The following is a 25,264-nucleotide window of genomic DNA, read 5'->3' as shown; positions in this document are numbered from 1 at the left end:
GTATCTGCCTCTCATTAGACCATGTTAATGGCGGTCTGAATCATCTCGGCGGTTTGCTGGATCAGCTTCGCCGCAGCCTGGTAAAGTTGTTGATGTTTAATAAGTTCCACCATTTCTTCGTCCAGCGAGACACCCGATACGGTTTGCCTTTGCTCATTGAGTTGTTGAGCCATGCCGTTTTGTAACAAGGACTGGGTGGAGGCCGACTCGATGGAAAGCCCGACGTTTTGGCTGAGTTGGGTGAGGTGCTGAGTCAGGCTGAGCCCGTTGAGGCTGGCAAGGCCTTGGGTCTCCAGGGAAAGCACGGCTTGAGCCAGCGCATTGGAAGGCGAGCCCAAAGGATTGTCTGTGACGTGGATGTCCGCCGCGGTTGTGGATGAGGTATCGAAAAAGTAAGAGCCTGGTGTCCCAAGGATACCATCATAGATGTCTTTGAACTCGGTCACCAAGGCGGAGGCGAAAGCGTCCAAAGCGTCCTGCCAGGTGTCGACGGTGCCCATGGCCGTGACGAGGGCTCCCGTGGAACCCTTCAGACCGTCCTGCACCGCGTTAAGGGAAGCGTCAAATTGGGCGACCACCGTTCCGGAGTCCTGGACTTCAATGCGAAAGGACTGGGCATCTCCCGTCATTTTGAGTTGGGCGGCATATTCGGTGAAAAGGACGAGGGGGGTGCCGTCTTCGAGGAAAACGTTCAGTGTGCCGCCAGTGCCTTCCTCGGTGCTGAATCGAAGATACTGGGAGAGTTCCTCCAACGCCTGAAACCGTTGGTCTCTCAAGTCGTTGGCCATGAAAGTGGGGGTTTCCGATCGTTGGATTTGTTGGTTAAGGCTCAGGACTTTTTGTAACAGGCTGTTGATGACGGAAAGGTTGTCTCTCAATTCCGTCACGAGTCCTTCCCGGCTGTTGCGGAGTTGCTCGGCCTTTTGGTTCAGGCTGTTGCACAGGCCGGCTCCACACTCGACCACCAAAGCCTGTTCTGACGCACCCTCGGGATTTTGAGCCAAAGCGTTCCAGGCGTTCCAGAAGTCGTTCAGCGCCCCGTGGAGTCCCTCATCGCCGTCGTCGGAAAGATAGGTTTCCACGGCCGTGAGGGTCCGCTCCAGAGTGCCGTAGTAGGCGCTTTCCGATGAAGCCTTCAAATATCTTCCCTCCAAAAAAGCATCCCTTTGCTGGATAATGCGCTCCAACCGGGCCCCCATGCCGATCCAACCCGCCCGGCCCAAAATGGCGCCTTGTGTAACTATGGGCGCCTTTTGACGAGAGTAATTCGGGTTCTCCGCGTTGGCCACGTTGTGGGAGGTGGTCTGGATCTGGACTTGGGCATTCAAGAGAGCGTTCTTGCCGATTTCCAAGGCGGCGTTTAAGCCCGTCATGATTAGACCTCCGTCCTGATGCCATAACCCTTGACAAGAGGCAGAGCTCTTTGCGACGTCTGGCTGTAGGTCTGAGGCACCAACATGGAAAGAAGTTCCTCGTGGATTTCGAGGAGTTCCGCAATACATCGGCGGTTGGCTTCGTTGATTGCATCGATCTGCCGGAGTGTCTCTCTGAGATCGGACAACATGTCCCGATTCCCAGTTGCGTCCTGGCCCTTGTGGATAGCGTGAGCCATGGAGCGCAGGGCTTCCACGATCCGGCGCGCTAGGGCCTCTTTCTGGGGCAGGATCGCCAGCACCCCCTGGTGATCTTTTTGAGACAGGCACTGCGTTTCCTGTCGGAGGATTTCGAGCAGCTGATGTGCCATAGCGCGAAGCGTTTCTGCGTCTTTTGCTGGGTAAGGGACACAGGATGTCATCGGTGCGTCTCCATCAAGGCATCGGTGAAGCCTTCTCCTCGTTTTCTTAAGATGGGATCGGCAAAATCCTCAAAAAACTTCAGTGTTTTCGGTGTTACTTTGTGGGGTCTTTTTTGACCAAAAGGGGCTCAAGCGACTGGTAAAGCCATTCCCCAAGCCCCAGGGATCCCTGACGGCTCCACACTTCCGCGAGTCCTTCGTCCAGCAGGGATTCATAAAGCCCCATAGCATATTCCGGCTCTTCGTCTCGCAAAACGGAAGCCCGCATGGATTTCACCAGTTGGGTCGTCAGGAGGCTCTCGAAATCCATACACGCCTCCCGAAGCCTTTTCTGCTGCCTTGCCACGTCCTCTTGACATGACGGGGAATGGATTCCTTGGACGACCGATGAGGTGGATGCCATTGTGCTCCTCTAGTCGATTTTTTCGAAGATAATTTCCACCCGCCGGTTGAGTTGGCGTCCTTCGGGGGTCTGGTTGGGCGCCAAGGGCTGGGTGTGTCCATAGCCGCCTAAAGCGAGTTTTTCGGGTGGAACCTTTCCTTGGGTCACGAGATAATCCAGCACGGCGTAGCCTCGGGCGATCGACAGTTCCTCATTGGAGGAGAATTCAGCCGTCCTGATGGGAACATCGTCGGTATGTCCATCGACGTAGGCCTTATAGGAAGCTTCGTTTAAAAACCGTGCGAATTTGTCGAGGATTGGATAGGCAGCAGGTTTCAGTGTGGCACTTCCCCTTTCAAAGAGGAGCTGATCCCCGAAGATGAACGAAAAGTCCCCTGGGCTCCATCGCTTCTTCGTCAGTAGGGCGTTGCCGGATGAGACAATCAGCTTAAAGTCCTTTTTCCACGGAGTCTTGGACACCTCGTCCAATCGGCGCACATCGGCGATATAGACACTCTTGACGCTTTTGATGAGGTCCTGCATGACCATGTCCGGATCGTGGCGAACCTTTTGCCGTTCTTTGAAGTAGAGTATGCCGCTGGTCTTGTCGAAATTTTTGAAGGTGCTTCGGATGGCTTTTTCGTTCATGGAGGACATACTCAGCAGCAACACAAAAAAAGTGAGAAGGAGCGTCGAGAGGTCCGAAAAGGTGACCATCCAGGAGGCGCTGCCGCCATTTTCTTCTCCGCCTTTGTTCCTTTTTTTTGCCATATCTTTCGTTCCTTATCCTTGACGCCCCGGAACATCTGACCGTGTTCCTGACCTTGAATCTTGGGCCTCTCGGGGCTTTTCATCCATGGGGAATAACCGGAAAAAGAAATTCTTGTAGTTAAAGTAAGGACTCGGTTTGGGATCTTCATGGAGCAGACTGGCCGGGAGGTTTCGGCTGTAGGTCAGGACGATCTCGACCCGTTGGTTCCTCTCTCGGAGATGAGGATACTGGGTGCCGTCCACTACAGGTCTGTGGAAACCGTAGCCATGGGCGCTCACCCGATGGGGTTCCAAACCCTGGGACAGGAGATACTGATAGACGGCCGTGGCCCTCTTGGTGGAAATCATCCAGGAGAGCTTCTCCCAAGCGGGCGTTTCGATTTTTTCGAAACGGTCGGTGTGCCCGCCGATTTCAATTTCCCGAGAATCCTTAGTGAGATAGGGGACGAGCTGGGACAAGAAACGGCGGGCGCTGGGTTTGAGTTCAAAGGATCCGGGTTCGAACAGGATTTTCTGGTTGAGGACGAGGGTCAATCCCTCATCCTTTTGGATGATTTCCACCTCTTTATCCAATTCGTTTCTCATGGTCACTTCCCGAAGGATATCGAAATTCAGGGTTTTGACTTCCATGGGGGCCTCGAACTCACTGATATCCATCCCCGTGGGTGTCCCGATGGCAGTGCGGCCTCCCGGCAGAAATCCGAAGGCACCCACTAACGAGTTGAGCGCCTGTCGCTGCCGTGTATTGTCCAGGACGGACATGCTGAGGAGAAGCACAAAGAAAGTGAGAAGGAGTGTGCACAGGTCGCAGTAGGTGGTGAGCCAGCCATCGGCGGGAGGCCCCTCGTCTCCTCCGGATTTTTTTTTAGATGATTTCGAGTTCGGCATGGAGGGCTCCCGCAGCTTTGATGGCCTGAAGGATGGTGATAATGTCTCGCGGTGTCGCACCGATGGCGTTGAGCCCCTTGATGACTTCGCCGATGGTGGCGCCACCGCCCACTACGTTGATCGATCCCTTGCCTTCTTGGACTTGAACTGTGGATTGGGGGGTGACCACCGTACGTCCCTGGCTGAAGGGCAGAGGCTGGGAAACGGCGGGTTGTTCACTGATCTGTACCGTGAGGTTACCGTGGGCGACAGCGACCGGAGAGATTCGCACGTGTTCTCCAAGGACGATGGTGCCCGTGCGCTCGTTGATGACCACCTTGGCGGCCGCATCGGGACTGATGTCCAAGGCTTCCACCTGGGAGATCAGCCCGACGATGTCGGATCGATAGGACGGCGGCACGTCCACATGGATGGTGCTGCCGTCCACGGCTCGGGCGTACTGTCCTCCCAAAGCCAGGTTGATTTTTCGTGCGGCTTGATCCGCGGTGGTAAAGTCGGGGCTGTTTAACACGAGATCTAGGCGGTTCAAGTCATCAATGCGCACCGGAAACTCCTGCTCCACCACAGCGCCCTGAGAGATAAAGCCCACGGTCGGATGATTTTTTTGCACCGAGCTCCCACTCGCTCCGGAGGCGGAAAAACCTCCCGTGCTCACGGGACCTTGGGCCACGGCGTACACCTGTCCGTCCGGCCCCTGCAAGGTGGTCATCAACAATGTGCCCCCTTCCAAGCTCTTGGCGTCTCCGATGGAGGAGACTTGGACGTCGAGTTTTGTCCCGATACGCGCGAAAGGTGGCAGCTTAGCGGTGACCATAACGGCCGCGACGTTTTTCACCTTGACGCTGTCCGGGTCCACATGGATGCCCATGCGGTCCAAAAAGTTGGCTAGGGTACTGCTGGTGAATTGAGTTTTGTTGTTGTCGCCCGTGCCGTTGAGGCCGATCACCAGCCCATAGCCGTAAAGTGCGTTGGGGCGAACACCCATGAACCGAGCCACGTCTTTGATCCGTGCTCCATGACCGTTTTGGGCTGCACAAAAGAAAAGCGCGCTCACCAGTGTCACGGTCCACAATTGTCGTTTCATGGAAGACGGACCCTCCTTGCTAAAAGGGCAAGACCATGTCGAGGAGTTGTCCCAGTACTCCGGGCTTCTGCTGACGGCTCACTGGACCCTTACCCACGAAGAAGATCTTTGCCTCGGCAATGTTCTGGGACAGCACCGTGTTGTCCCGGGTGATGTCCATGGGACGCACCACGCCTTCGAGGACAATCTGTTGGAGTTCGTCGTTGACCTTGGTCCATCGGGATCCCCGAATCACCAAATTCCCGTTGGGCAGAATGTCCGTGACCGTGGCGGTCATGTAGGCCGTCATGGAATCGGCTTTCTTCGTGCTGCCTTTTCCTGTGAAGGTGTTGTCGAAACTCAGCCCGTAGCCGGTTTTGTTCACCGGCTGGAGAATGGTTTTGGACGGAGTGCTCAGTCCCATGAAGTTCGCCTCCCCGTTCATTTCCCGCACGCGGCTTGTGGACGTGGCGGCTTCTTTCGAGGCTTTGGACTGTTCACTGACCATGATGGTGACGATGTCTCCAACGCGATGGGCCTTGATGTCCTGAAAAAGCGATTCACTGCGAACATTCCATAGGGATCCGGAGGGGATCGGCCTGGACTGGGCGATTTCCGTCTGTGGAGGATGGAATTCTTCCTGAAGTGGTGGAGGAGGGGCCAAAGGCATCGCTCCCGGCGCGGTCCGCACCGTCGGGTTTTCCGTCGCGCAGCCTGTCAATCCCATGGCCGTGAGCCAGACCATGGCGTAAAGGTTCAAAAGAACATTGTGGGCTTTCCGTGGGTGTTTGTTTCGTCCCATGGTCGTTGCTTTCTGGCTTGCCCTTTGCGGGATCTTTTTACGGGTTCAAGGTGACGGTGTCCGGATCCACGACTCTCGCCTTCAGCGTCTTTTGGGACGCCATGTTCACGACGCGTATCCAATCCCCTTGCGCTCCATTGTCCTTGGATTCCCCTTTGGCGGTCAGTTTCAGAGGACCTTCTTGATAAATAATGGTCACCGGCTTTCCGGATGTAACGCACAAGGGTTTGTCGAGAAGCGACATTTCCAATGGCTGATGGGCGCCGACGGGACGAACGACCCTTTTGCCCAGGACATCTTCCATGCGAGTGATATAGGCCTTTGAAGCATCATTCAGAAGGATGTCACGGAATTCCACATGCTCAGCCCCCAGGATCGTGTCCCGACGAAGGTTTTGACTGGCATGGACCACCGTGCGCCGGACGATCACTTTACCGGCGACTCGCAGCGTCCGCACTTTTCGGCCGTCGATGTAAAAGTGGACATTCAAGGGCACCACCCCCAGGTAGGAACTGTCCGGCGGCGCTTCGATCTCGTGGGTCACATCCCCTTCGGGTACGGCCGCCAACCCCGAGATCACGATATCTCGGATTTCCATTTCCGCCGGATCCCATGGCGAGTGCTCTCGAATGTAGGTACGGTAGAGTTCTTCGATGGATTCGGTGCTCAGGACGGCCGCTTTTCTTCTCAGAACGATCCTTTCAGGGATGGAGAGAAAAACGGTTTCAGGATTTACCCCGAGAGACGACAGCACATTTTTGAGGTAAGGGCCCAGGTTGTCAGTGCGCACCGTTTTTTCCGCCCCGACCGGAGGGCTCTGTCCCAGAGAAATGGATTGGAAGGTGCTGACCCATCGGGGAGGCAAGGGTGTGCTCGGATCAATGAGATCGTAAAGCGTCAGCGTCTCGTGGCGTGTCTCCACCACAGAACGGACCTCAAGGGCCGAGAGTGGAGCGTCCCCGGAGGAGTTTGAAGGGAGCCCATCCTGGGGCGACGCCACGCCCCATCCCGCACACCAAAGTGCGACCACCACACACAGCATCACAGGAATCTTCATCCTGCCGATATCTCCTTTGCGACGCAACACCTCGGCCCCAGGTTTTATGAAGCCACGCTGTTGGCGATGCGAAGCATTTCGTCCGCCGTACGGATGACTTTGGAGTTGGCTTCATAGGCCCTCTGGCCGGCGATCATATTGACCATCTCTTCCACGACATTGATATTGGCACTCTCCAGGAAGCCTTGGAGCAGTGTGCCAAAGCCTTCCGTGCCGGGCTGGCCCTCCACGGCATCCCCCGAGGCCTCGGAGGGGGCGAAGTAGTTTTTCCCCAAGCTCAGCAAACCTGCCGGATTCGCAAAGTCGTAAAGGGTCAGATTGACCGAGGTGAGCAAAGTGCCGTTTTGGTCGAAAGCGCTGAGGGTGCCTCGGGGATCGATATTGATGGTGACGGCTTCCCGAGGAATGCTCACCTCGGGTTGCAGCCGATTACCTTCCGCGTCCACCAGATAGCCTTCCGCATCCAGTTTGAAGGTTCCAGAGCGCGTGTACACTTCATCCGCACCACGAAGGACTTTGAAAAAACCTTTGCCCTCGATGGCCAGATCCATTTGGTTTCCCGTTTCGGTAAAGTTGCCCTGAGTGAAGATCTTTTGGACCGAGGCCGTCTTAACCCCCATGCCGATCTGAATTCCCGTCGGAATTTTACCGGAAGCTCCCGTTTCGGCCCCGGGTGGGATCAGGTTCTGGTACATGAGGTCCTCGAAATTCGCCCGACTCTTCTTGAATCCGGTGGTGTTGGCGTTGGCCAAGTTATGGGCCACCACGTCCATGTTCAGTTGCTGGGCGTCCATTCCCGTCGCCGCCGTCCACAGACTTCTCATCATGGTTTGCTAGACCTCCCTAGGGTTTTCCCAACTGGTTGATGATCTGCTTGTCTTCTTCATGGGACATCTTCATCACCTTTTGACAGGCTTCGAAGATGCGCAGCGTTTCGATCATGGACGTCATTTCCTCAAGTGGGGAAAAATTTGCCCCTTCCAGGGCTCCCTGCTCCACAGTGTAATTTTGTGCCGGCATGGGAAGGGCGTTGGGGTCCGCCGGTACGAGTAAATTTTTTTCGTCGTGCACGAGGCGCACCTCAGGTGGGAAGGCCACCACATCCAACGTGTCGACCAGGTTCTGTCCGTCATAGATCTGACCTTTCGGATCAACGCGGATGTCCGTGCCCTCGAGCTGGATCGGTCCGCCTTGTCCCAAAACCGGCCAGCCGTCTGCGGTGACGAGGCGGCCTTGGGCGTCGAGCGTCAAATTTCCGGCACGTGCGTAGCGTTCCCCTCGATCCGTTTGGATCCGAAAATAACCTTCACCCTTGATGGCCACATCCATGGGGTTGCTCGTTTGACGCACGGGCCCCTGGCTCAGTTGCGTGTAGGTTTGGAGCTCCATGAAATTTTCAAACCGGGTTCTCACTCTTCGATACCCCGGGGTGGCGGCGTTCGCCAAATTGTTGGCGATTACGTCCATGCGCTTTTCCTGTTGGATCGCCCCGAGGACTGCCGTGTATGAGCTCAACTTCATCTTGCCACTCCTTTCGAGACCTATAAGAAGCAACCCCGATGCCAAACGGACCGTTCTTGACGTTTACGTGGGCTGTTTCGAGGCGGGTTGAACCGCTTGGGCGCAAGGGAATCACGAGCCTCGATAAGGGGCAGGAGGCGTCAAGATGTCAGTTACCGATCAGATTTTTTTTGTTGGAGTTTGTGGAGGTTGAGCACCAGTTCCACTTCCCCGACCGGTCTGTGTATCCTGGCGGCGATTTCTTGAGGGGAAGACCCTGCATCGGCAAGGTGGAGAATTCTTTCGACCACGGCTTTCGAGGCTGGTTCCGGCCTTGCCGCCGTGCCTGCCATTGCCGGAAACTCCCCCTGTTGTTGGAGTTGCTTGAGGACGCCTCTGGCCTCGGCCAGCTTGGCATCCAACGCGTCCAGAAAGTTTTGGATCAGGCGTCCGCGTTCTCGAAGGTTTCGGTCGAATTCCTCGCTTAAGGCTTTCGTTTCGCTCAGGATGCGTTCGAAGGATTCCAGCGGGAAGTTTGAGGTTTCTAAAGGGACTTTGCGGCGCCTATTCCAGAGCAAAACGAGGACGAGAAACAAGAGCAATCCGTCCAATGCCAGTTGGAGCATCGTGGTCCAATCGCTGTGCTGAAGCCAGAGCCACATGGGGGATGCCTCGAGTTTGCCGCCACTTCAAATCTTCTGCAGATCTTCCAGTTCCACGGCGACAATGCCCGCCTGGGGGAAACGTCTTTGGAGGTCCGTGAGGAGGTCTCTTTCCACAATTGGGGACCAGAATCGCCGCACGTTTTTTTCGGGATGTTGCTGTGATAGAAAACCGTAAGCAGCATCCCTGAGCACCACGCGCATTGTTGCGAGAGCCCCCTCGGCATCGGGGCGGCTGGCGCGGACAATGAGGGTCATGCTCAAGAAATCTTCTTTTTCTTTGGATTGTGCCGTGAAAAAAAGCTCCATGCGTTCCTCGGCCCTGGGAATGATGATGCTGTGGCGGATCATCCCCGAGTGTTTCTGGGCGATTTGTGGCGCCGGCTGGATAAGATACCTGTGGGCGGTGACAGCTCCTGCTGCAGCGAACACCAGTCCCACCAGGGCAAGGACCATGCGGCCTTTTTTCCTCGAGGATGTCCCCTCATGAGCGATCGCCTCAGAGGGCTCCGGGGTGGTGCCCAGAGCCGGCGCCTTGTGGGTAGAATCTATGGACTCCGTCGGCACTTCGGACTCTGGGTCCGGTGTTTTCTTGTCGATGCTGGCGAAAAGGGTCCCGAGGTCGATATCGGTGTTTTCGACCAAGAACACGCTGTCTTTTTTGGGGACGGAAGAGGAGGTTTTTTCAAGCACCGGGCCGGGTCCTGTCTGGAGGTCCGCCATAGGCCGTCCTTTCCTATGATCTATTGTCTGTGCGCTGCGGAGAGTGTTCGGATTCTGATTTCTTTAAAGAAGGGACGCCATCCGGGAGATCATCCGCAGTCAGTCTTCTGGCCAAACGAAGACGCAACTTCAATACGGCCTTGGTATGGATTTGGGAAATGCGTGATTCTGTGTAGCCCATGACGGCGCCCACTTCTTTCATCGTGAGATCTTCGTAGTAATAGAGCGATAGAACGAGCTTTTCCTTTTCACTGAGCGTCTCAATGCATTCGGCCAGAATTCGTTGCATTTCGCTCCTGTGGATATTGTGGAAAACTTCGTCGGGATCTGTGGCCAAATGCGCTGCTTCTCGATTTTCCTGGATGTACTCGTTGAGATCTTCAGGGATGAAAGAAATGCCTTTCAGGCGGTCGAGCAGTTCAAAATATTCCTCGAGGTCCACACCCAGTTCCGCGGCGATCTCTTCGTCTTCGGGAAACCGTCCCAGTTTCTTTTCCAACGCCGCGCAGACCTTTTCCACTTCTGAGGACTTCTGGCGCAACGATCGGGGGATCCAGTCCATGGACCGGATTTCATCCAACATGGCGCCGCGAATGCGGATCTTTGCATAATTTTCAAACGAAACCGACTGGCTGGGATCGTACTTGGTGATGGCGTCCATGAGCCCGATGACGCCTGCGGCACAAAGATCTTCGAGCCCGATGGTGTTGGGAAGCCGAGCGGCCAAGCGGTAGGCCGTGTGCCGTACAAGTGGGTAGTACTTGATGACGGCCTCGTCCCGTGTGGCGCACCCCAGTGGAGCTAATGTATCCTTTTCGGGGTACGCGTAACTGATGGGGGAGGGGATAAGATTCATCACGATCTCCGATCTGTTACACATGCAGGAGTCGTTTCCAGAAAAACTGGATCGTTCCTTTGGGCGTCGAAGGAGCCTCCCGGTTCAAGCGTCGGGCAATGTCCATAAATGCGCGGGATGCGGGGGCTCCAGGAAAAGCTTCCAGCAGGGCCTTTTGCCTTCTCACGGCTTCGGCCACGCTGGGGTCGCGAGGGATCCAGCCCAGGTAGTCCAAAGAAATGCCGTCCAGGAAATGATCGGCCACACGGCTGAGTTTGGCGAAGACGGCCCGACCCTCCCTTTCATCCTCGGCACCATTGGTCAGGATCCGAAACGAGCGCTCCCCGTGCCGGGTGAACATGACCTTGATGAAGGCGTAGGCATCGGTAAGGGATGTGGGCTCCGGGGTCACCACCACGATCTTTTCTTGGGCTGCCACGTTAAAGTAGAGCACGGTGTCGGAGATACCGGCACCGGTGTCGATGAGCAAAACATCCACGTCGGTTTCCAGATCGTCCATCAGGTCCACGAGGAGAATCTTTTGTTCTTGAGTCAGCTGGGTGAGTTTCTGAACCCCAGAGCTGGCCGGCATAATGCGAATGTTTCCAGGACCTGGGACCAAGACGTCTTCGAAGCGACGGCTGCCATCCAACACATGGCTGATATTGTGGGTCGGGGTCAGCCCTAACAGGACGTCCACATTGGCTAACCCGAGATCGGCGTCTAAGATCATCACACGTCGACCCAAACGATCTAGGGCCACCGCCAAATTCACCACCACGTTGCTCTTCCCGACGCCCCCTTTGCCGCTGCTCACCGAAAGGGTTCGAACCGTTGCCTCCGTATAAGGCGCTTTCAAAGGGCGAGAGTCGTCCCAAAGATCACGAGATGAGGTTTTTTTGCGAAGTCCCAGCGCCTGATCCATATCCTCCCTTTCTCCTCAATCTCTTCACTGGCCGCGCGGAAAAATGAAGCCCGAGATGCGTTTGTGGGTCGCTCTAACCAGATCCTCGGGAACCCTCTGGCCCACGCCGAGATACGACAAAGGGTAGGGGAAACGCAGCAAAGGGTTCAAAATGGTTCCCGGAGTCAGGGTCTCGTCGATTTTTGTGAAAATGAGGCTTTCCGGGCCCAATGGACGAAATCGCTGAATCACCTGCCGCAGATCCTCATCTTTGGCCGTGGCACTCAAGACCAAGAAATGGGAGACTTCATCCAGATCCTGAAAGATTTCCTGAAGGTCCCGGATGCTGGTGCCATTCAGGTAGTTTCGACCAGTGGTGTCCACGAGAACAATGGGATACCCGTTCAGGGACTCCCGAGCCGATACCAGTTCGAGGCGGGTCTGGGCCACCTTCAGAGGCACATCCAAAATGTCCGCGTAGGTTTTTAGCTGGTCCAATGCGCCGATGCGGTAGGTGTCCAAAGAGATCAATCCAATGGGAACGCGACGCTTCAACTTGAGATAAGCCGCCACTTTTGCCAGAGTTGTTGTCTTTCCCACGCCTGTGGGCCCCAGGAAGACATACAGTCGAGGACGCTCTCCCCCTTGCGGAACCTCGGCGAAAGGATCCATCAGGCGTACTTTGTCAGTGAGTTGACATGACAAGGCGTCCAAAAGTTGACTCTTGTCGGGCGCCTCGGTGGGGGACTGGGAAAGGACGTGGTGGAGGAGGCTAAAGGCGGTTTTCTCGTTTAATCCCCGAAGGAGGAGGTGTTGAAACAGCTCGGAAACAGGTTCTTGACGGTGCAGGCGCAGGAAGGCGTCTTTCGCCGAAAGCATCAGGGAGAGCAAGCCTCGGATGTCTTCGAGCTGTTCCTGAAGAATGGGGTCTTGAGGGGTCGAACGAGGAGCGTCCAGCAGAGACTCTTGTGGCGTAAAATCCTTCGAGTCTGCTCGATCCACGGCGGCCGTGATCTCGACGCACGGTTTTCCCTCGGAATTCTTGGTTTTTCGATTCCCCAGGAGAATCGCATCAGATCCCAATTCCCGGCGAACCAATTCCAAAGCATGCTGCATAGTCGGCGCGACAAAAGTCTTAACTTGCATGGACTCCTCGGATCATGCCGACAGATTGGATTTCCGACAAACTGCTCAACTCGCTGTGGCTAATCACCACCACATCAGGCAAGAAGCGTTCCAAAATCTTCTTGAGGTGTCGCCGCACCATGGGTGAAGTGAGGATCACGGGGTGGTGGCCGTCGTTGGCCGCCCGTTGCACCTCGGTGGTGGTAGACTGGACGATCTTGTGGAGCAGATCCGGATCAATGGAAAGGAACGACCCGTGTTCTGTTTTCTGGATGCTCTGGGCCAACTTTTCTTCAAGGTGGGGATGGACGGTAAGCACGTAGAGTCGGCCGTTTTCCTTTTCATAGGGTCGGGTGATGGTGCGGGCCAAGGCCTGGCGCACATATTCTGTGAGAATTTCGGGATCCTTGGTCATCGCTCCGTGGTCAGCCAGGGTTTCGCAGATAGTCTGGAGGTCCCGGATGGAAACCTTCTCGCGGACCAAGTTTTGAAGGACTTTCTGGATGACACCCAAAGGCAACGGGTTGGGGGTCAATTCTTCGATGAGCTTGGGTTGAGATTGGGCAACCATGTCCAAAAGCTTTTGGACGGTCTGACGTGTGAGGAATTCGTCGGCGTGCTTTTTAAAAAGTTCCGTCAAATGTGTGGCCACCACTGTCGAAAGATCGATGAGGGTGTACCCCGCGCGTGCGGCGGCTTCCTTGCTCTTGTCAGGAACCCACAGGGCCGGTAGCCCAAAGGCCGGGTCCTTGGTGGGAAGACCTTCCACTGCCGGGTGGCGGTCGGATGTGGGCAACGCCAGGTGATGCCCGAGCATAAGCTCGGCTCGGCCAATGGGGTTTCCTTTGAGCAGAAGCCGGTATTCCGACGGTTTGAGTTGCAAGTTGTCCCGTACATGCAACGAGGGGACAACGATGCCGTATTCCAAAGCGAGCTGCTGACGAATGGAACGGATACGACCCAAGAGGTCCGAAGGATGTTCCCCGTCAACCAGCGGGATCAAACCGTAGCCCACTTCCAACTCCAAGAGATCTAAAGGGGGCGGTAGGGCGGGGGACGTTTTGTCTTCCTTTTTCTTCTCGGCGGCACTGTGTTGATCCTGACGGGCTTTGGCTTTCTGATGTTGGGTCTTCTGATAGGACAGACCGATGAGACTGCCGCCGACGAGCACCAACGGCACGAAAGGAAAGCCGGGCACCAGGGCGAGCGCGCACAGCATTCCTCCGGTGATCCCCAGAGGTTTCGGGCTCAATGCCAGCTGACTCTTAAAGGATTCGCCCATTCCCTGGTCCAACTCGGCACGGCTCACGAGGACCCCCGCCGCAGTGGAGATGATCAGGGCGGGGATTTGGGACACCAAGCCGTCCCCGACGGTCAGCAGGGTGTAGTTTTTGAGCGCCTCCACCACCTCCATGCCCTGTTGGAGGACGCCAATGGCCAATCCTCCGAAGATGTTGATCAAGGTGATCAAGATGCCCGCCATGGCATCACCGCGCACGAACTTGCTTGCCCCGTCCATGCTCCCGTAAAAATCGGCTTCCCGCATGATTTCGGTTCGCCGTTCCCGAGCCTTTTTTTCGTCGATGAGTCCGGCGTTCAAATCTGCATCGATGCTCATTTGCTTTCCGGGCATGGCATCCAAAGTGAAGCGGGCGGCGACTTCGGAGATGCGTTCCGTGCCTTTGGTGATCACCACGAAATTGACGATCACGAGGATCACAAAGATTACCAAGCCGATGACGTAGTTGCCGCCCACAACAAATTGCCCGAACGCTTGGATGATGTGCCCTGCGGCGTCGGTTCCTTGATCTCCTTTGAGGAGGATGAGGCGGGTGCTGGCCACATTCAAAGCGAGCCGAAAGAGGGTCGTGATGAGTAACAAGGTTGGAAAAATTCCGAAATCCAGCGGCTTGGTTGTGTAGATGGTGGTCAGCAAGATGAGGACCCCAAAGGAAATGTTGATGGCGAGGAGGACGTCTAGAACCCGGCTGGGAACAGGCAGAAGCATCACGGCCAAGACGGCCACGACACCGACGCCCAGCACCGCATCGGCGTCGCTCAAACCTTTGAGATTCCACCGCACTCGAAACAAGCCGGGTGACGTTGAGCTCGTCATGGGTTCATCCTATGTGCTTGCGACGTTGTTGATAAACATACGCCAGAACTTTGGCCACAGCTCGATAGAGGGTTTCTGGGATCACCTGATCCAGCTTCACTTGGTGATACAAGGCTCGTGCCAAAGGGGGATTTTGGACCACGGGGATTTGGTGTTCTCGAGCAATGCGGATGATGTTTTGAGCGATCAGGTTCATGCCTTTGGCCACGACCTTGGGAGCCTGAAAACCTTCCCGGTAAAGAAGGGCGACGGCATAATGGGTGGGGTTGGTAACCACCACCGTGGCTTTGGGCACCTTGGCCATCATGCGTTGCCGTGCGAGACTTCTTTGGATGGAGCGGATTCGGGCCTTGATCTGGGGGTTGCCTTCAGCCTGTTTGTGCTCCTCTTTGACTTCCTGCTTGGTCATCATGAGATCCTTGATGTACTGCCAACGCTGATAGGCAAAATCCAGCACGGCCAGGACCAGCAAGAAGCCGCCGGCTTTCCACAGGAAACGGAAAACGATGCGGCCCGTTTCCCGACCCACGTCCACAAGATCCATATGAACCAGAGCCGCCAGCGATTCTTCTTCGCTTTGGAAGACGGTATAGAGAACGACTCCGACGACCACGATTTTCAGAAAGGATTTGGCCGTCTCCATGAGCATGCGGGTCTGGGCGAAGCGCTTCAGACCGTTCAGGGGGTTAAGCTTGGAAAACTTGGGCTCGAGGGCTTTCGGGGCGAACATAAACCCTTTGAGCTGTGCGAGATTGATGGCGACGGCGGTCAGGAGAATGGGCAAGACCACCGGCGCCGCCATCGTGAAGAAGGCGTGAAAAACCGCAATGGCCAGCGAGGTTCCAGTACACCATTCATCGGAATGAAGAAGTCCGTAGCTCCAGAAGCGATCCAGCAGCGCGCGAAATTGCTCAGGCAGCGCCCGGATCTCCAGGGTTGCGGCAACGCAGCCCACACCGATCACCGCCAGGGCAGTCAGCTCCTGACTTTTGGCGACGTTGCCCTTCCGGCGAGCTTCCGCTAAGCGCTTCGCCGTTGGTTTTTCCGTGCGTTCCTGGGCTCCCGCCATGGACGCGTCTCCCCCTTAGGATCGCGGGTGTGCTGACACGTGGAGCGTCAATCACCCGACGTTCTCAGACAAGGCCGACGGCTCGGAAGAATTTCAGCATCATGCGCAGGGTTTCGGCGACAGATTTGGCCCATTCCGGCAACGACAGGAGGGCAAAGAAGATGCCAACCCCAATGGTAATGGGAAAGCTCACCATGAGGATGTGGATTTGGGGAGAGAACCTGGTCACCACGGCAAAGCCGGCTTGAAGTAACAGTTGGGCGCTCATCACCGGAGCGGCGATTTTCAAGGCGATGACGAACAGGCGTCCGGAAAGGACGAGGAGGTTCTGGAGCGTGTTCTGGGTAGGAAGAAAACCCCCGACGGGGACGGAGTGAAAGCTTTCGAGGAACGTGCGGATCACCACGTGATGGCCCTGAATGGCGAAAAAAAACAGGGTGGCCAGGATTTGGAGCCATTGGCTGAGGAGCACGTCCTGAACGCCGCTTTGCGGGTCCACCACCTGGGCAAAACCAAGCCCCATCTGGAAAGAAAGGATCTGCCCGGCCATGTGGAAGGCCCCGAAGATGATGTTCATGGATAGAGCGAAGAACATGGCGTAGAGGAGCTCACTGAGGATCATCCCCGCAAGGGGAAGAGGCTCCAGAGGCAGAGGGGGGACAGACGGAGCGGCAAAGGGGGTGGCCAACCACGCCAGCGCCCAGACCGACCACACTTTCACAGGCGCAGGCACCTGACGTGTCCGAAAGACGGGCAGAAGAAACAACACCAGACTCAGGCGCACAAAGACACTCAGGAAAATCCGGATCTGCACCGTATCGATGTGAACAGAGATCATGATAAGGCATCATCCCGTCGGGATCCGTTTCTTTGTCAGCGGATCCAATAGGGCATGTTTTCCAGCAGGGTTCGGGTGAATGAAATCATCCGTCCCGTCATCCAGGACCCGAAGGCGAGCAGGGCAAGGAAAGTGATGATGATTTTCGGGACAAAGGTCAGGGTCATTTCCTGAATTTGGGTGACGGCTTGAAACAGACTGATAAGCACGCCCACCACCAGGCTGGTGAGCAGTACAGGCAAACTTACCATCAGCATGGTTTCCAGAGCCTGGCGGGCGAGGCCAATGACGAATTCCTGGGTCATGGGGCGTATGTCCTTATGAAAAGCTCTTGACCAGGGAACCTATGAGAAGATTCCAGCCGTCCACCAGGACGAAAAGCATGAGCTTGAAAGGGAGCGAGATCATAACCGGCGGAAGCATCATCATTCCCATGGACAGAAGGACACTTGCCACCACCATGTCCAGAACCAGAAAAGGGATGTAGAGGAGAAATCCAATCTGGAACGCGGTCTTCAGTTCGCTGATGACAAACGCGGGCACGACGGCGGACAGAGGGACATCGTCCGGGTTTTGGGGTTTTTCCTGCTGCGTTAAAGAGACGAAGAGTTGCAGGTCCTTCGTTCGTGTCTGTTTCATCATGAAAGTTTTGAGTGGGCCCACGGCCCGCTCAATAAATGCCTCTCCGCCGATGGCCTGGTTCTGAAACGGGACCACCGCCTCCCGGTGAATGTCCTGCCACACGGGCCACATGATGGCCGAAGTGAGAAACAAGGCCAAGCCGACAATCACCTGATTTGGGGGAGACTGCTGTGTGCCCAGGGCCGTTCGTAGAAAGGACAACACCACCGCCAGACGTGTGAAACAGGTCATGAGCAGCAAGATCGACGGGGCGACGGACATTATCGTGAGAACGAAGAGAATCTTCAGGAGATTGGAGACCTGATCCGGCGCCGATGGCTCGTCCCAGCTGAGTCGGAAGGCGGGCGCTTTGATGTCGGCACCCCATGCACCCTCCGGCGCCGAGATGCCTACCATCAGGGCACACACAAGGATGGCGCCGATCAATAAAAGGCGGCGATTGATCATGGCGATTCATCCTCTGGATTCGGGATGCCGGCAGGCGCTGCCCTTTGCACATCCAGGGAGGTGAGAAAGGAAATCCCTTGTGGGGACAGCCCAAGGAGCACGGTTTCTTCCGCAACACGTACGAGCAGCAGAGAGTGCTTCGGTCCGAGATAGCGACGTTCCAAAACGTGGATCCATGATTTGTCCGATCCTTTCACCATGCCCCCCCAGCGTTTGAGCGCGTAGGTGGCGCCCCAAAGCAACGTGAGAACGAGCGTGACGGCTCCTAGGATCTTGATAAGCTGAAGGGTGATATCCATGCTGCTAGCCTAATTGTTTGACCCGTTCCATCGGGCTGACAATGTCGGTGATGCGCACGCCGAATTTTTCGTTGACGACGACAGCTTCCCCTCGAGCCACCAGGCGATTGTTCACAAGAATCTCCAATGGTTCTCCGGCGAACTTGTTGAGTTCCACCACGGACCCTTGGCCGAGCTGAAGAAGGTCGTTGATGAGGAGTTTGGCCCGGCCCAGTTCCACGGAAACTTCCAGGGGCAGGTCCAGTATAAATTCCAGGTCTCGAATCTCTCGCTTGAGGTGTGCCTCGGCGTTTTCTCCTTCGTCGGTATCCTTGCTCCCGGCGGAAGCCTCGGTCACCCTAGGAACTTCCATGGGATCCAATTGAATGGAATTCTTCGAGACATTTTGTTCGGCCATGACGGGAACCCCTCTCGTTGGCGATTACTCTTGGGACGATACGATGTATTCGACAATTCTCACGGCATGATTGCCCTTATGGACACCGGCAAAAGCCTTGTACTTGGGCACCCTTTCGACATTGACGGTTAAAGGATGATTCACGTCTTGGTCCAAAACGATGATGTCGCCCTTTTCCAACCGCAGGAGGTCCTGTCCTTTAATCTCTGTTCGTCCTAGATGCACACAGATCTGGACGGGGATTTCGCGCAGTCGTCGGATGAAGCGCCGTGTCCAGGAATAGTCCACTTCCAGCTGATCACTTTGATAACTGGCGGACAGTTTGGATCGGATGGGTTCGATGGTGGAATAAGGGAGACACAGAATGATCTTGCCCATCAAGGTGTCCATCTCCAATTCGTAGTGAACCACGATGACCAATTCGGTCGGTGGCACGATGGTGGCGAACTGGGGATTGACTTCCGAACGCACGAATTTAAACGACACCGGGGTGACGGGATTCCAGGCCTGTTCCAAGTCCTTCAAGGCCATTCGCACCACCTTGTTGATGACGCGATGTTCGATGGAGGTGAAGTCGCGCCCCTCGATTTTGAAGCTGCTCCGACCTGAGCCGCCGAAAAAGCAGTCCACCAAATTGAAAATCAGGCGGCTTTCGACGACGAGGAGGACATGGCCGCGAAACGGCTCCATCTTCAGCACATGCAGGCTGGTGGGCACGGGAAGCGTGCGGGTAAAATCCCCAAATTTTATCATTTCCTTTTGGGTTACCGTGATATCCACCACCTTGCGCAAGGCGCCGGACAGGGTCACGCGATGTACCCGGGCAAATCGATCGTTAATGATCTCCAGGGTCGGCATCCGCCCACGGATAATACGGTCCTGGCTGGTGAGATCGTAGGGACGGATACCACTCTGGTCCTCAACGGCGGACGCCGCTGTATCCGTCTCGATTTCTCCGTCGCTTAACCCTCTCAGGAGGGCATCGACTTCGTCTTGGGATAACACTTGCTCCATGGCTTCGTCTCGTGACTACTGGACCAAAAATTCTGTGAAATAGATATCCTGCACGACACCTTGCTTGAGGACCCGATTGAGGTTGTTCATCAGGGTTTTTTTCAACGCCAATTTTCCTGAAAGGCTTGAAATATCGTCGTATTCTTTACTTGACAGGAGAAGCAGAATGGAATCTCGAAGCTCCGCCATGCGCGTGTCAATTTCTTGGGAGACGGCATCGCTGCTCAGGTTGAGCTGCATGGTGATCTTGAGATACCTTTCCCCGCCTGGATCCGCAAGATTCACCAGGAAGGTGTCGAGACTCTTCAATACGGTTTTGGGCGCGGGGAGGTTGGCTTGGGCTTCGGGGGGTGGTCCGCTCGCCTTGGCGAAAAACTTGGTGTAGGCGAAAAATCCGCCCCCTCCGAGCACACCCAAAACGACAACCACAATGATGATTTTGAGGATCGGCGATCCCTTCTTCGGCTTTTCCTCGGTGGCCGGAGCCTTCTCATCAGCCCCTTTTTTCTTCGATGCCATGACGCTCTCCTCAGCCAGTTTTTGCACCCTTAGTCAAATCGGCTCGTTCTGGCGCTCGGCGCCACGAACGAATGGAGTTTTTGTTCAATGACTCTGGGGTTTTCCCCGTTGGCGACGCTGACAATGCCGCTGATGATCATTTCTTTGACCAGTGTTTCTTCCTGACTTCTTTTTTTGAGTTTTCCAGCCATAGGGAGACAAACGAGGTTGGCGGCTATGGCTCCGTAGAAAGTGGTGAGCAGGGCCACAGCCATGGCCGGCCCAATGGTACTCGGGTCATCCATCGTGGCCAACATCTGTACGAGACCAATGAGGGTGCCGATCATTCCCATGGCCGGAAAGAACGTCGCCATAGTTGTCAAAATCTCGGCGCCGGACTTGTGCCTCTCTTCCAAATAGGCGATTTCCGTTTCCATGATGTCTCTTATGGCATCGGGTTCCATCCCATCAATGGTGAGCTGGAGACCTTTGACGAGAAAAGGATCGTTCAGCGTTGGGACTTCGGACTCCAGGGCCAAAATCCCTTCGCGCCGAGATTTGTTCGCGAATTCAACGAAACGGTCCACGACCTCTTGAGTGCTCCACACCTTGGTGAAAAAGACGTTTTTCACCACCTTGACCACGCTGAGGAGATCGGCGAGGGGATAATTGATCATGGTGGCACCGATCGTCCCTCCGAAAACGATCATGATCGAAGGGATATTGATGAAAAGGCCGAGACTTCCTCCCATCATGATGGAAACCACGACGAGAGCAAAGGCGGAAACGATACCCACGACCGTTGCAATATCCATAGAACCCTGTCGACCTCTCTGTTGAGACCTCGCGTGAAGTAGGTTAATCCGTCCGCTGGCGGTGCCCGAAAGGACTCCCGCCACGGCGAGATTAGCAATCCTCGCGCCAAGGAGTGCACCAAATAAAATGATGGGGGAGCGACCGCTTTAGAAGAACAGTCAGTCCCGTTAAGTCAAAGAATTGACAATTTGCCGAGGTCCGAAGTTTTGGCGGGCGCGTGCAGTGTCCGGTGTGTGGGATCAAGAGCTTTATTTGTAAAAAAATCCCGGCTGAAGCCGGGATTCCGGGTTGCCCGTCCGGGTCTCCACCCTTTGACTAACGCACCATATTGACCGCAGTGTTGAGAAGTTCTGCGGCGGTGGTGATGGTTTTCGAATTGGCGTTGTAGCTTGCTTGATAGGTGATCATGTTGACCATTTCTTTGGCGATGTCTACGTTGGACCCTTCGATGGTGGAGCTGAAAATGTTGCCTCGGATGCCGTCATTGGCCGTGCCGTGGATTGGGAATTTGGACTCCGGCCCCTGAGTGTAGAGGTTGTTGCCTTGTCGGATCAACCCGTTGTTGTTGGCGAAGGTGGATACGCGCAACTGCCCGTCCAGGATCGGTTGCGGATCGTTGGAGGTTGCCATCCAATTATCATCGGTCCAACTTTCGCCGCTGGCGAGGGTGGAGGCCACTTCGGAGACGGTGTAATAACCGGGTGCCGCATCAGGGCTGATGCCGGGAAGGTCGGGTGTGCCGTCCCCATCCAGATCGGTTTCGTCCAGGGAAAACTCAGAAAGATTGATCGCGCCGGTAAACGCATCCATTTCGCCGTCGCCGTCGGTGTCGGTATTGAATTGAATGTGGAAGGTCTCGTCTTCTCCCACTGTGAGCACAAGTTCTGTGCCGTCATTCAGGGTAATGGTGATGTCACCGTTGACCGGATCCTTGATGTAAACGCTTCCATAGGCTTTAGGGGACTGGTTGGCGTTCGGGGCGTAGATCACCACCTGTGCGGGATCCGTCGGTGTCCCCCAGATCTGGCCGTTACTGTCCACGTAATAATTGCTGAAACGCGGGTCGCTAGGGTTATCCACCTTGATGGCATTTCCCTCTCGGTTCAGTACCCGATAGCCGAGTTCGTTAACCAAGTAGCCATCTTTGTCCATATGGAAGCTTCCGTCCCGGGTGTAGTAGATATTCGTGGTTCCCGGCACCTGGAGGCTGAAAAATCCCTCGCCGTTAATAGCCACGTCGGACCAACGTGTAGTGCTGATGAGCGGGCCTTGGGAAAACTGCGTGACAATCCCCATAATGGCCGTTCCCGAACCCTCACGGTCTGAATCCTGAGACAAGGTGGAATAGTATCCGGCCACAAGGTCCCCGAACCGCACGCTGTTGCTCTTAAAGGCCGTGGTATTCACATTGGCGATGTTGTCGCTTACCACCGTCAAAGCAGTGGCGCTGGCGTTGAGTCCGCTGACGCCGATATTCATCGCTTGGCTGATTCCCATGATTGACCTCCTTTATCCTTCTCGTCGTGGCTCACAAAAGGAGCCTGATTGGCCGTGCCGGTGCGTCACGCCTCCGTGTATTCCGTCGTTTCGCTTTCCGGTGCAACAGTCTCGATGGTGGTGATGAAACTGACAGGAACGCGAATCCCTTGGTGATGCTCCAAAACCACATAGTTCACACCTTCTTCCATAACGAATCCATAAACTTCCCCCATAACTAAAGGTTGCACACCGATGGATTCCCCGGAAGGCCCGACGGCTTCGACGGAAAACGTGTAGGACCCGTTGGGGACGGACTTGCCTTCATCGTCTTTGCCGTCCCAGGTGAACTCGTGCCGGCCGGCTTCCAGAGATCCCAAAGAGAGGGTGCGGACGGTGTTTCCGGACGCATCGGTGATGGACACTTTCACCTCGGCTGGACTTTCCATAACGAAGCCGGCCCCTGAAACCGTCCCGTCCTTGAGCTGGAGGTGGTTGTCTTGCGCCACGATGTGTTTTCCAAGCAGCTGCACCCCCATGGCGTTGTTGATGGAAATGAGATAGTTCTGTTGTGATTGCAGTTGGGCATGCACTTGTGTGAGTTTTTCCACGGTGCTGAACTGGGCCAACTGAGCTGCCATTTCGTAGGCGGCCATGGGATTTGTGGGGTCTTGATGCTGCAGCTGTGTCGTAAACAGCATGAGAAAAGCGTTCATGTCCGAAAGATTTGCTCCTCCGACTGTCTCGGTCATTGAGGAATTCGAGGCGGCTTGGCTTAACGCTGGAACCGATGAGACGGCCATTTTGATCCTCCGGAAATTCTAGACGTGGACACTGAGGGCTCTGCCGGTCCCGACATCTAGCACATGTAGGACGTTCATAGCTTTCTCTGGGCTGCCGTTATCAGCCGGCGATATTGCGTCAAATGAGTCGTTGTGCAGCCACGGAGTGGGATTTCCTTCGGCAAACGATGCACTGCCTTGGCGCACGTCCACCGAAAATTGGGTCAGCTGGAGACCTTGGTCCGCGAGCACTTCCCGCAGAGACGTCATGCTGCGCTGGAGCATTTCGCGAACCGTTGGGTGTTCTGTCTGCACCACGGCGCTCACTCGGGTGCCGTCTGTTTCGACCCGAACGATGAGTTTGCCGAGGTTTTCTGGCTCGAGCTCCAACATCATGGAGCTCTTGCCGCTGCGGGCAAGGTGAGTGAGTTTCTGGCCCAAGTGAGAAGGCCATTCCTCCTGGAGAAAAGACAGAGTCATCGGGGTCTCGGACTCTGCCGTCGATAACGGGTGCTGCACGGCCACATTAGGGAAAGCTGTTCCCCCCGCGGGGACACCCTGTGGGTTTGGCTCCAAAAGACCCTCTCGAGACTCAGCGGACCCGCCGCCGAACGGGGACGGATCGCCCCCCGAAGAATTAGTGCTTGCCCCATTGCGACCGAGGGCAAGGATCCGCGCTTCAACAAGATCCTCTAGGCTGTTGGGATCAAAGACTTCAGACGGTTCCGAAACGATATCCAAGACGTCGCCTGTGGGGTCCCAGGAGACCATCATCGCATCAGGACCACTCGACCTTTGAACGTCTGCCGAAGAATCCGAAACATCTGGGATGTGATCATGGAAAGCGAACTCCTTCGTTCCTGGAACCGATGGATTCAATGGACGGAAGACAACCGGTTTACTTTCTTCAAAGCCGGCCTCGGCGGCAGAGAGATCGGCCGTGTCTGCGGGCACGGCTATCAGCGGAGAGATTTTGTCTGCGTATTGTCGAAGAGTTGTCTCTTGTATGGAATTGGGTCCCGCGAAGGCTTGTGAAGCTTCCTCTAAGCCATTGCTCGGGGTTGACAGCACTTCCAGTGCCGGGTTCTCAATGTGGATTTGACTCCCCAAGGCTTGTTGGTTGTCATGATCACCGGGTTCGAGAATCTCGGCGGAAGCCGCTTTCTCACCAGATCTTTCGACTTCCTGGACATTTTCTAAAACAAAGTCCCCAGACGCCCGATCACTCGCAAAATTCGACCACACGCTGAATGGCTGGGGTTTGGGCGGATAGGCGAGATCTTCTGCGGAGGCGTCGGCAACGCCGGCCAGTCCGAACTCCTCCGGGGAAAGCACCGTGGCCTTGGTGGAAGACAGGAGATGAGCGTTTTTCTCAGTGTGGGTGTTTTGTTGTTGATTTGCCGTGGCTGCGAGAAAGCTCTTCAACGTTTCCGTGACGCTGGAGAGATCATGGGCCGCATTTCGGACAAGAGCTTGGGGTTGTGCCAGCGCCTTATGCTTATCATCCGACCAACGGATGGCGTCGAGCAGTTTTCGGAAAACCTCGTCTGAAAGGTACTCTGTCGAGAACTCCTCTCCACAGGAGTCGGTCTGACTGTTTTCGAGAATGGTGATTAGTTCATCCAAAGGCAGGGCTCTCTCATCACCCGTAAGGGATGCCGCCTTTTTCATGAGATCCGCCCTGACATGAAATGTGGCGAGGATTTCTTGGACCAGAAGCGGATCGGCAATTTCCAGGTGGGCCTTTTCCGCGACTTCACTTCCAAGGATTGATGATGGTGTGGGGGAAAATCCTAAGGAGTTAAATGTCTTGTCAGCGACGGGCACGGGCGGAGAAATAGCACTCGTTGAATGTCCCAAAAGTAGCTGACTTTCATTCTGCATTTCCACTGCAAAGACCATAGACTCTAAGGATCGACTCAACCGCCCACGTTCGCTAGCCACAAACCGGCTCACAAGTTCAGATCGGCCGATGGACAGTCCTTTCATTCCTCTCCCTCTTTCCGGTTCTTGAGTGGTCATGCACTCGACGATTTTCGTTGGGTTGAAGAGCAAGGCCAATGCCAGACGGAAGACGAAAAGAAAATATAGCTAAATCAAATAGATGCTCTTTTCGGAACCGTGGTTTCCAGGGTGGGATGGGGAAAATTTTTCTCCGCCCCGAGCAAAACATGCACTGATGCCCACGGTAAGAGATGGGGAGACTTCACCGACTCCCGATGGTCCTGTCACCGTGCCCCCGTCAGGATTGGTTCCTAAAGAGTGTGGTGGCGGCTCATGGTCCGGGTTGTTGGGAACAATTCGAAGTCTTACGTGGCCGCTTCAGGTTGTGGATCTTAAGCACGAAGAATCATGCCGGGTGA

At 55.4% G+C, this 25,264-nt stretch carries 27 protein-coding genes and 1 pseudogene; all 28 read right to left on the bottom strand.

The features are described from left to right. Positions 1-14: 14 nt before the first annotated feature. On the bottom strand, positions 15-1,373 hold the full coding sequence (gene flgK / locus ACZ5K9_RS02920) for a flagellar hook-associated protein FlgK (protein WP_464272925.1): 1,359 nt from the start codon (positions 1,371-1,373) through the stop codon (positions 15-17). A gap of 2 nt (positions 1,374-1,375) precedes the next feature. Continuing rightward, positions 1,376-1,795: a flagellar export chaperone FlgN gene (flgN, locus tag ACZ5K9_RS02915; RefSeq protein WP_464272924.1), complete on the bottom strand. Its 420-nt coding sequence runs from the start codon at positions 1,793-1,795 to the stop codon at positions 1,376-1,378. Positions 1,796-1,889: 94 nt separating this feature from the next. Continuing rightward, positions 1,890-2,198, bottom strand: coding sequence for a rod-binding protein (locus ACZ5K9_RS02910; protein ID WP_464272923.1), 309 nt, complete (start codon positions 2,196-2,198; stop codon positions 1,890-1,892). 9 nt (positions 2,199-2,207) lie between these two features. After that, positions 2,208-2,948: an OmpA family protein gene (locus ACZ5K9_RS02905; protein ID WP_464272922.1), complete on the bottom strand. Its 741-nt coding sequence runs from the start codon at positions 2,946-2,948 to the stop codon at positions 2,208-2,210. A gap of 12 nt (positions 2,949-2,960) precedes the next feature. Then, the gene (locus ACZ5K9_RS02900; protein WP_464272921.1) at positions 2,961-3,836 is read right to left on the bottom strand and encodes an OmpA/MotB family protein; all 876 of its coding nucleotides are present in this window, start codon (positions 3,834-3,836) and stop codon (positions 2,961-2,963) included. After that, positions 3,814-4,920, bottom strand: a complete 1,107-nt coding sequence (locus ACZ5K9_RS02895; RefSeq protein WP_464272920.1) for a flagellar basal body P-ring protein FlgI — start codon at positions 4,918-4,920, stop codon at positions 3,814-3,816. The genes ACZ5K9_RS02900 and ACZ5K9_RS02895 overlap by 23 nt, the downstream gene beginning before the upstream one ends. A 19-nt stretch (positions 4,921-4,939) precedes the next feature. Then, positions 4,940-5,701, bottom strand: a complete 762-nt coding sequence (locus tag ACZ5K9_RS02890; RefSeq protein ID WP_464272919.1) for a flagellar basal body L-ring protein FlgH — start codon at positions 5,699-5,701, stop codon at positions 4,940-4,942. A 37-nt stretch (positions 5,702-5,738) separates the two neighbouring features. After that, the gene (gene flgA, locus ACZ5K9_RS02885) at positions 5,739-6,758 is read right to left on the bottom strand and encodes a flagellar basal body P-ring formation chaperone FlgA (RefSeq protein WP_464272918.1); all 1,020 of its coding nucleotides are present in this window, start codon (positions 6,756-6,758) and stop codon (positions 5,739-5,741) included. 44 nt (positions 6,759-6,802) lie between these two features. Continuing rightward, positions 6,803-7,585 carry a flagellar basal-body rod protein FlgG gene (gene flgG / locus ACZ5K9_RS02880; protein WP_464272917.1) on the bottom strand — a complete coding sequence of 261 codons (783 nt, stop codon included), beginning with the start codon at positions 7,583-7,585 and terminating at the stop codon, positions 6,803-6,805. Between the two features lie 16 nt (positions 7,586-7,601). Beyond that, positions 7,602-8,279, bottom strand: a complete 678-nt coding sequence (locus tag ACZ5K9_RS02875) for a flagellar hook-basal body protein (protein WP_464272916.1) — start codon at positions 8,277-8,279, stop codon at positions 7,602-7,604. A gap of 152 nt (positions 8,280-8,431) precedes the next feature. Beyond that, positions 8,432-8,920, bottom strand: coding sequence for a hypothetical protein (locus ACZ5K9_RS02870; RefSeq protein WP_464272915.1), 489 nt, complete (start codon positions 8,918-8,920; stop codon positions 8,432-8,434). 27 nt (positions 8,921-8,947) lie between these two features. Continuing rightward, the gene (locus ACZ5K9_RS02865) at positions 8,948-9,643 is read right to left on the bottom strand and encodes a hypothetical protein (RefSeq protein WP_464272914.1); all 696 of its coding nucleotides are present in this window, start codon (positions 9,641-9,643) and stop codon (positions 8,948-8,950) included. A gap of 13 nt (positions 9,644-9,656) precedes the next feature. Then, complete coding sequence (locus ACZ5K9_RS02860; RefSeq protein WP_464272913.1) at positions 9,657-10,523, bottom strand: FliA/WhiG family RNA polymerase sigma factor; 867 nt, start codon at positions 10,521-10,523, stop codon at positions 9,657-9,659. Then, positions 10,516-11,403, bottom strand: coding sequence for a MinD/ParA family protein (locus ACZ5K9_RS02855; RefSeq protein ID WP_464272912.1), 888 nt, complete (start codon positions 11,401-11,403; stop codon positions 10,516-10,518). Before ACZ5K9_RS02855 ends, ACZ5K9_RS02860 begins: the two co-directional genes overlap by 8 nt. A 24-nt stretch (positions 11,404-11,427) precedes the next feature. After that, positions 11,428-12,528, bottom strand: a complete 1,101-nt coding sequence (locus tag ACZ5K9_RS02850; protein WP_464272911.1) for a flagellar biosynthesis protein FlhF — start codon at positions 12,526-12,528, stop codon at positions 11,428-11,430. Then, positions 12,518-14,623, bottom strand: a complete 2,106-nt coding sequence (gene flhA / locus ACZ5K9_RS02845; protein ID WP_464272910.1) for a flagellar biosynthesis protein FlhA — start codon at positions 14,621-14,623, stop codon at positions 12,518-12,520. The genes ACZ5K9_RS02850 and flhA overlap by 11 nt, the downstream gene beginning before the upstream one ends. Before the next feature lie 4 nt (positions 14,624-14,627). Continuing rightward, the gene (gene flhB / locus ACZ5K9_RS02840) at positions 14,628-15,692 is read right to left on the bottom strand and encodes a flagellar biosynthesis protein FlhB (RefSeq protein ID WP_464272909.1); all 1,065 of its coding nucleotides are present in this window, start codon (positions 15,690-15,692) and stop codon (positions 14,628-14,630) included. A gap of 64 nt (positions 15,693-15,756) precedes the next feature. After that, positions 15,757-16,530 (bottom strand): flagellar biosynthetic protein FliR, encoded by a 774-nt coding sequence (fliR, locus tag ACZ5K9_RS02835; RefSeq protein WP_464272908.1) that lies wholly within the window; start codon positions 16,528-16,530, stop codon positions 15,757-15,759. Between the two features lie 35 nt (positions 16,531-16,565). Further along, positions 16,566-16,835, bottom strand: a complete 270-nt coding sequence (gene fliQ, locus ACZ5K9_RS02830; protein ID WP_464272907.1) for a flagellar biosynthesis protein FliQ — start codon at positions 16,833-16,835, stop codon at positions 16,566-16,568. A gap of 13 nt (positions 16,836-16,848) precedes the next feature. Continuing rightward, on the bottom strand, positions 16,849-17,619 hold the full coding sequence (gene fliP / locus ACZ5K9_RS02825; RefSeq protein ID WP_464272906.1) for a flagellar type III secretion system pore protein FliP: 771 nt from the start codon (positions 17,617-17,619) through the stop codon (positions 16,849-16,851). Further along, on the bottom strand, positions 17,616-17,918 hold the full coding sequence (gene fliO, locus ACZ5K9_RS02820; RefSeq protein WP_464272905.1) for a flagellar biosynthetic protein FliO: 303 nt from the start codon (positions 17,916-17,918) through the stop codon (positions 17,616-17,618). The genes fliP and fliO overlap by 4 nt, the downstream gene beginning before the upstream one ends. Before the next feature lie 4 nt (positions 17,919-17,922). Then, positions 17,923-18,180, bottom strand: a pseudogene (gene fliN / locus ACZ5K9_RS02815) (flagellar motor switch protein FliN); the annotation flags it as partial. A gap of 159 nt (positions 18,181-18,339) precedes the next feature. Further along, positions 18,340-19,329 (bottom strand): flagellar motor switch protein FliM, encoded by a 990-nt coding sequence (gene fliM / locus ACZ5K9_RS02810; RefSeq protein WP_464272904.1) that lies wholly within the window; start codon positions 19,327-19,329, stop codon positions 18,340-18,342. A gap of 15 nt (positions 19,330-19,344) precedes the next feature. Next, entirely contained in the window at positions 19,345-19,848 is a 504-nt protein-coding gene (locus ACZ5K9_RS02805) for a flagellar basal body-associated FliL family protein (protein WP_464272903.1), read from the bottom strand. A 29-nt stretch (positions 19,849-19,877) separates the two neighbouring features. Beyond that, complete coding sequence (locus ACZ5K9_RS02800) at positions 19,878-20,642, bottom strand: motility protein A (protein ID WP_464272902.1); 765 nt, start codon at positions 20,640-20,642, stop codon at positions 19,878-19,880. A 316-nt stretch (positions 20,643-20,958) separates the two neighbouring features. Further along, positions 20,959-22,140 (bottom strand): flagellar hook-basal body complex protein, encoded by a 1,182-nt coding sequence (locus ACZ5K9_RS02795; protein ID WP_464272901.1) that lies wholly within the window; start codon positions 22,138-22,140, stop codon positions 20,959-20,961. A 65-nt stretch (positions 22,141-22,205) separates the two neighbouring features. Next, positions 22,206-22,922, bottom strand: coding sequence for a flagellar hook assembly protein FlgD (locus tag ACZ5K9_RS02790; protein WP_464272900.1), 717 nt, complete (start codon positions 22,920-22,922; stop codon positions 22,206-22,208). A gap of 18 nt (positions 22,923-22,940) precedes the next feature. Then, a complete protein-coding gene (locus ACZ5K9_RS02785; protein ID WP_464272899.1) occupies positions 22,941-24,890 on the bottom strand; it encodes a flagellar hook-length control protein FliK in 1,950 nt (649 codons plus the stop codon). Positions 24,891-25,264 lie beyond the last annotated feature (374 nt).

Source organism: Desulfosoma profundi, assembly GCF_055387865.1.
This window is presented reverse-complemented; position numbering and strand designations above follow the sequence as displayed.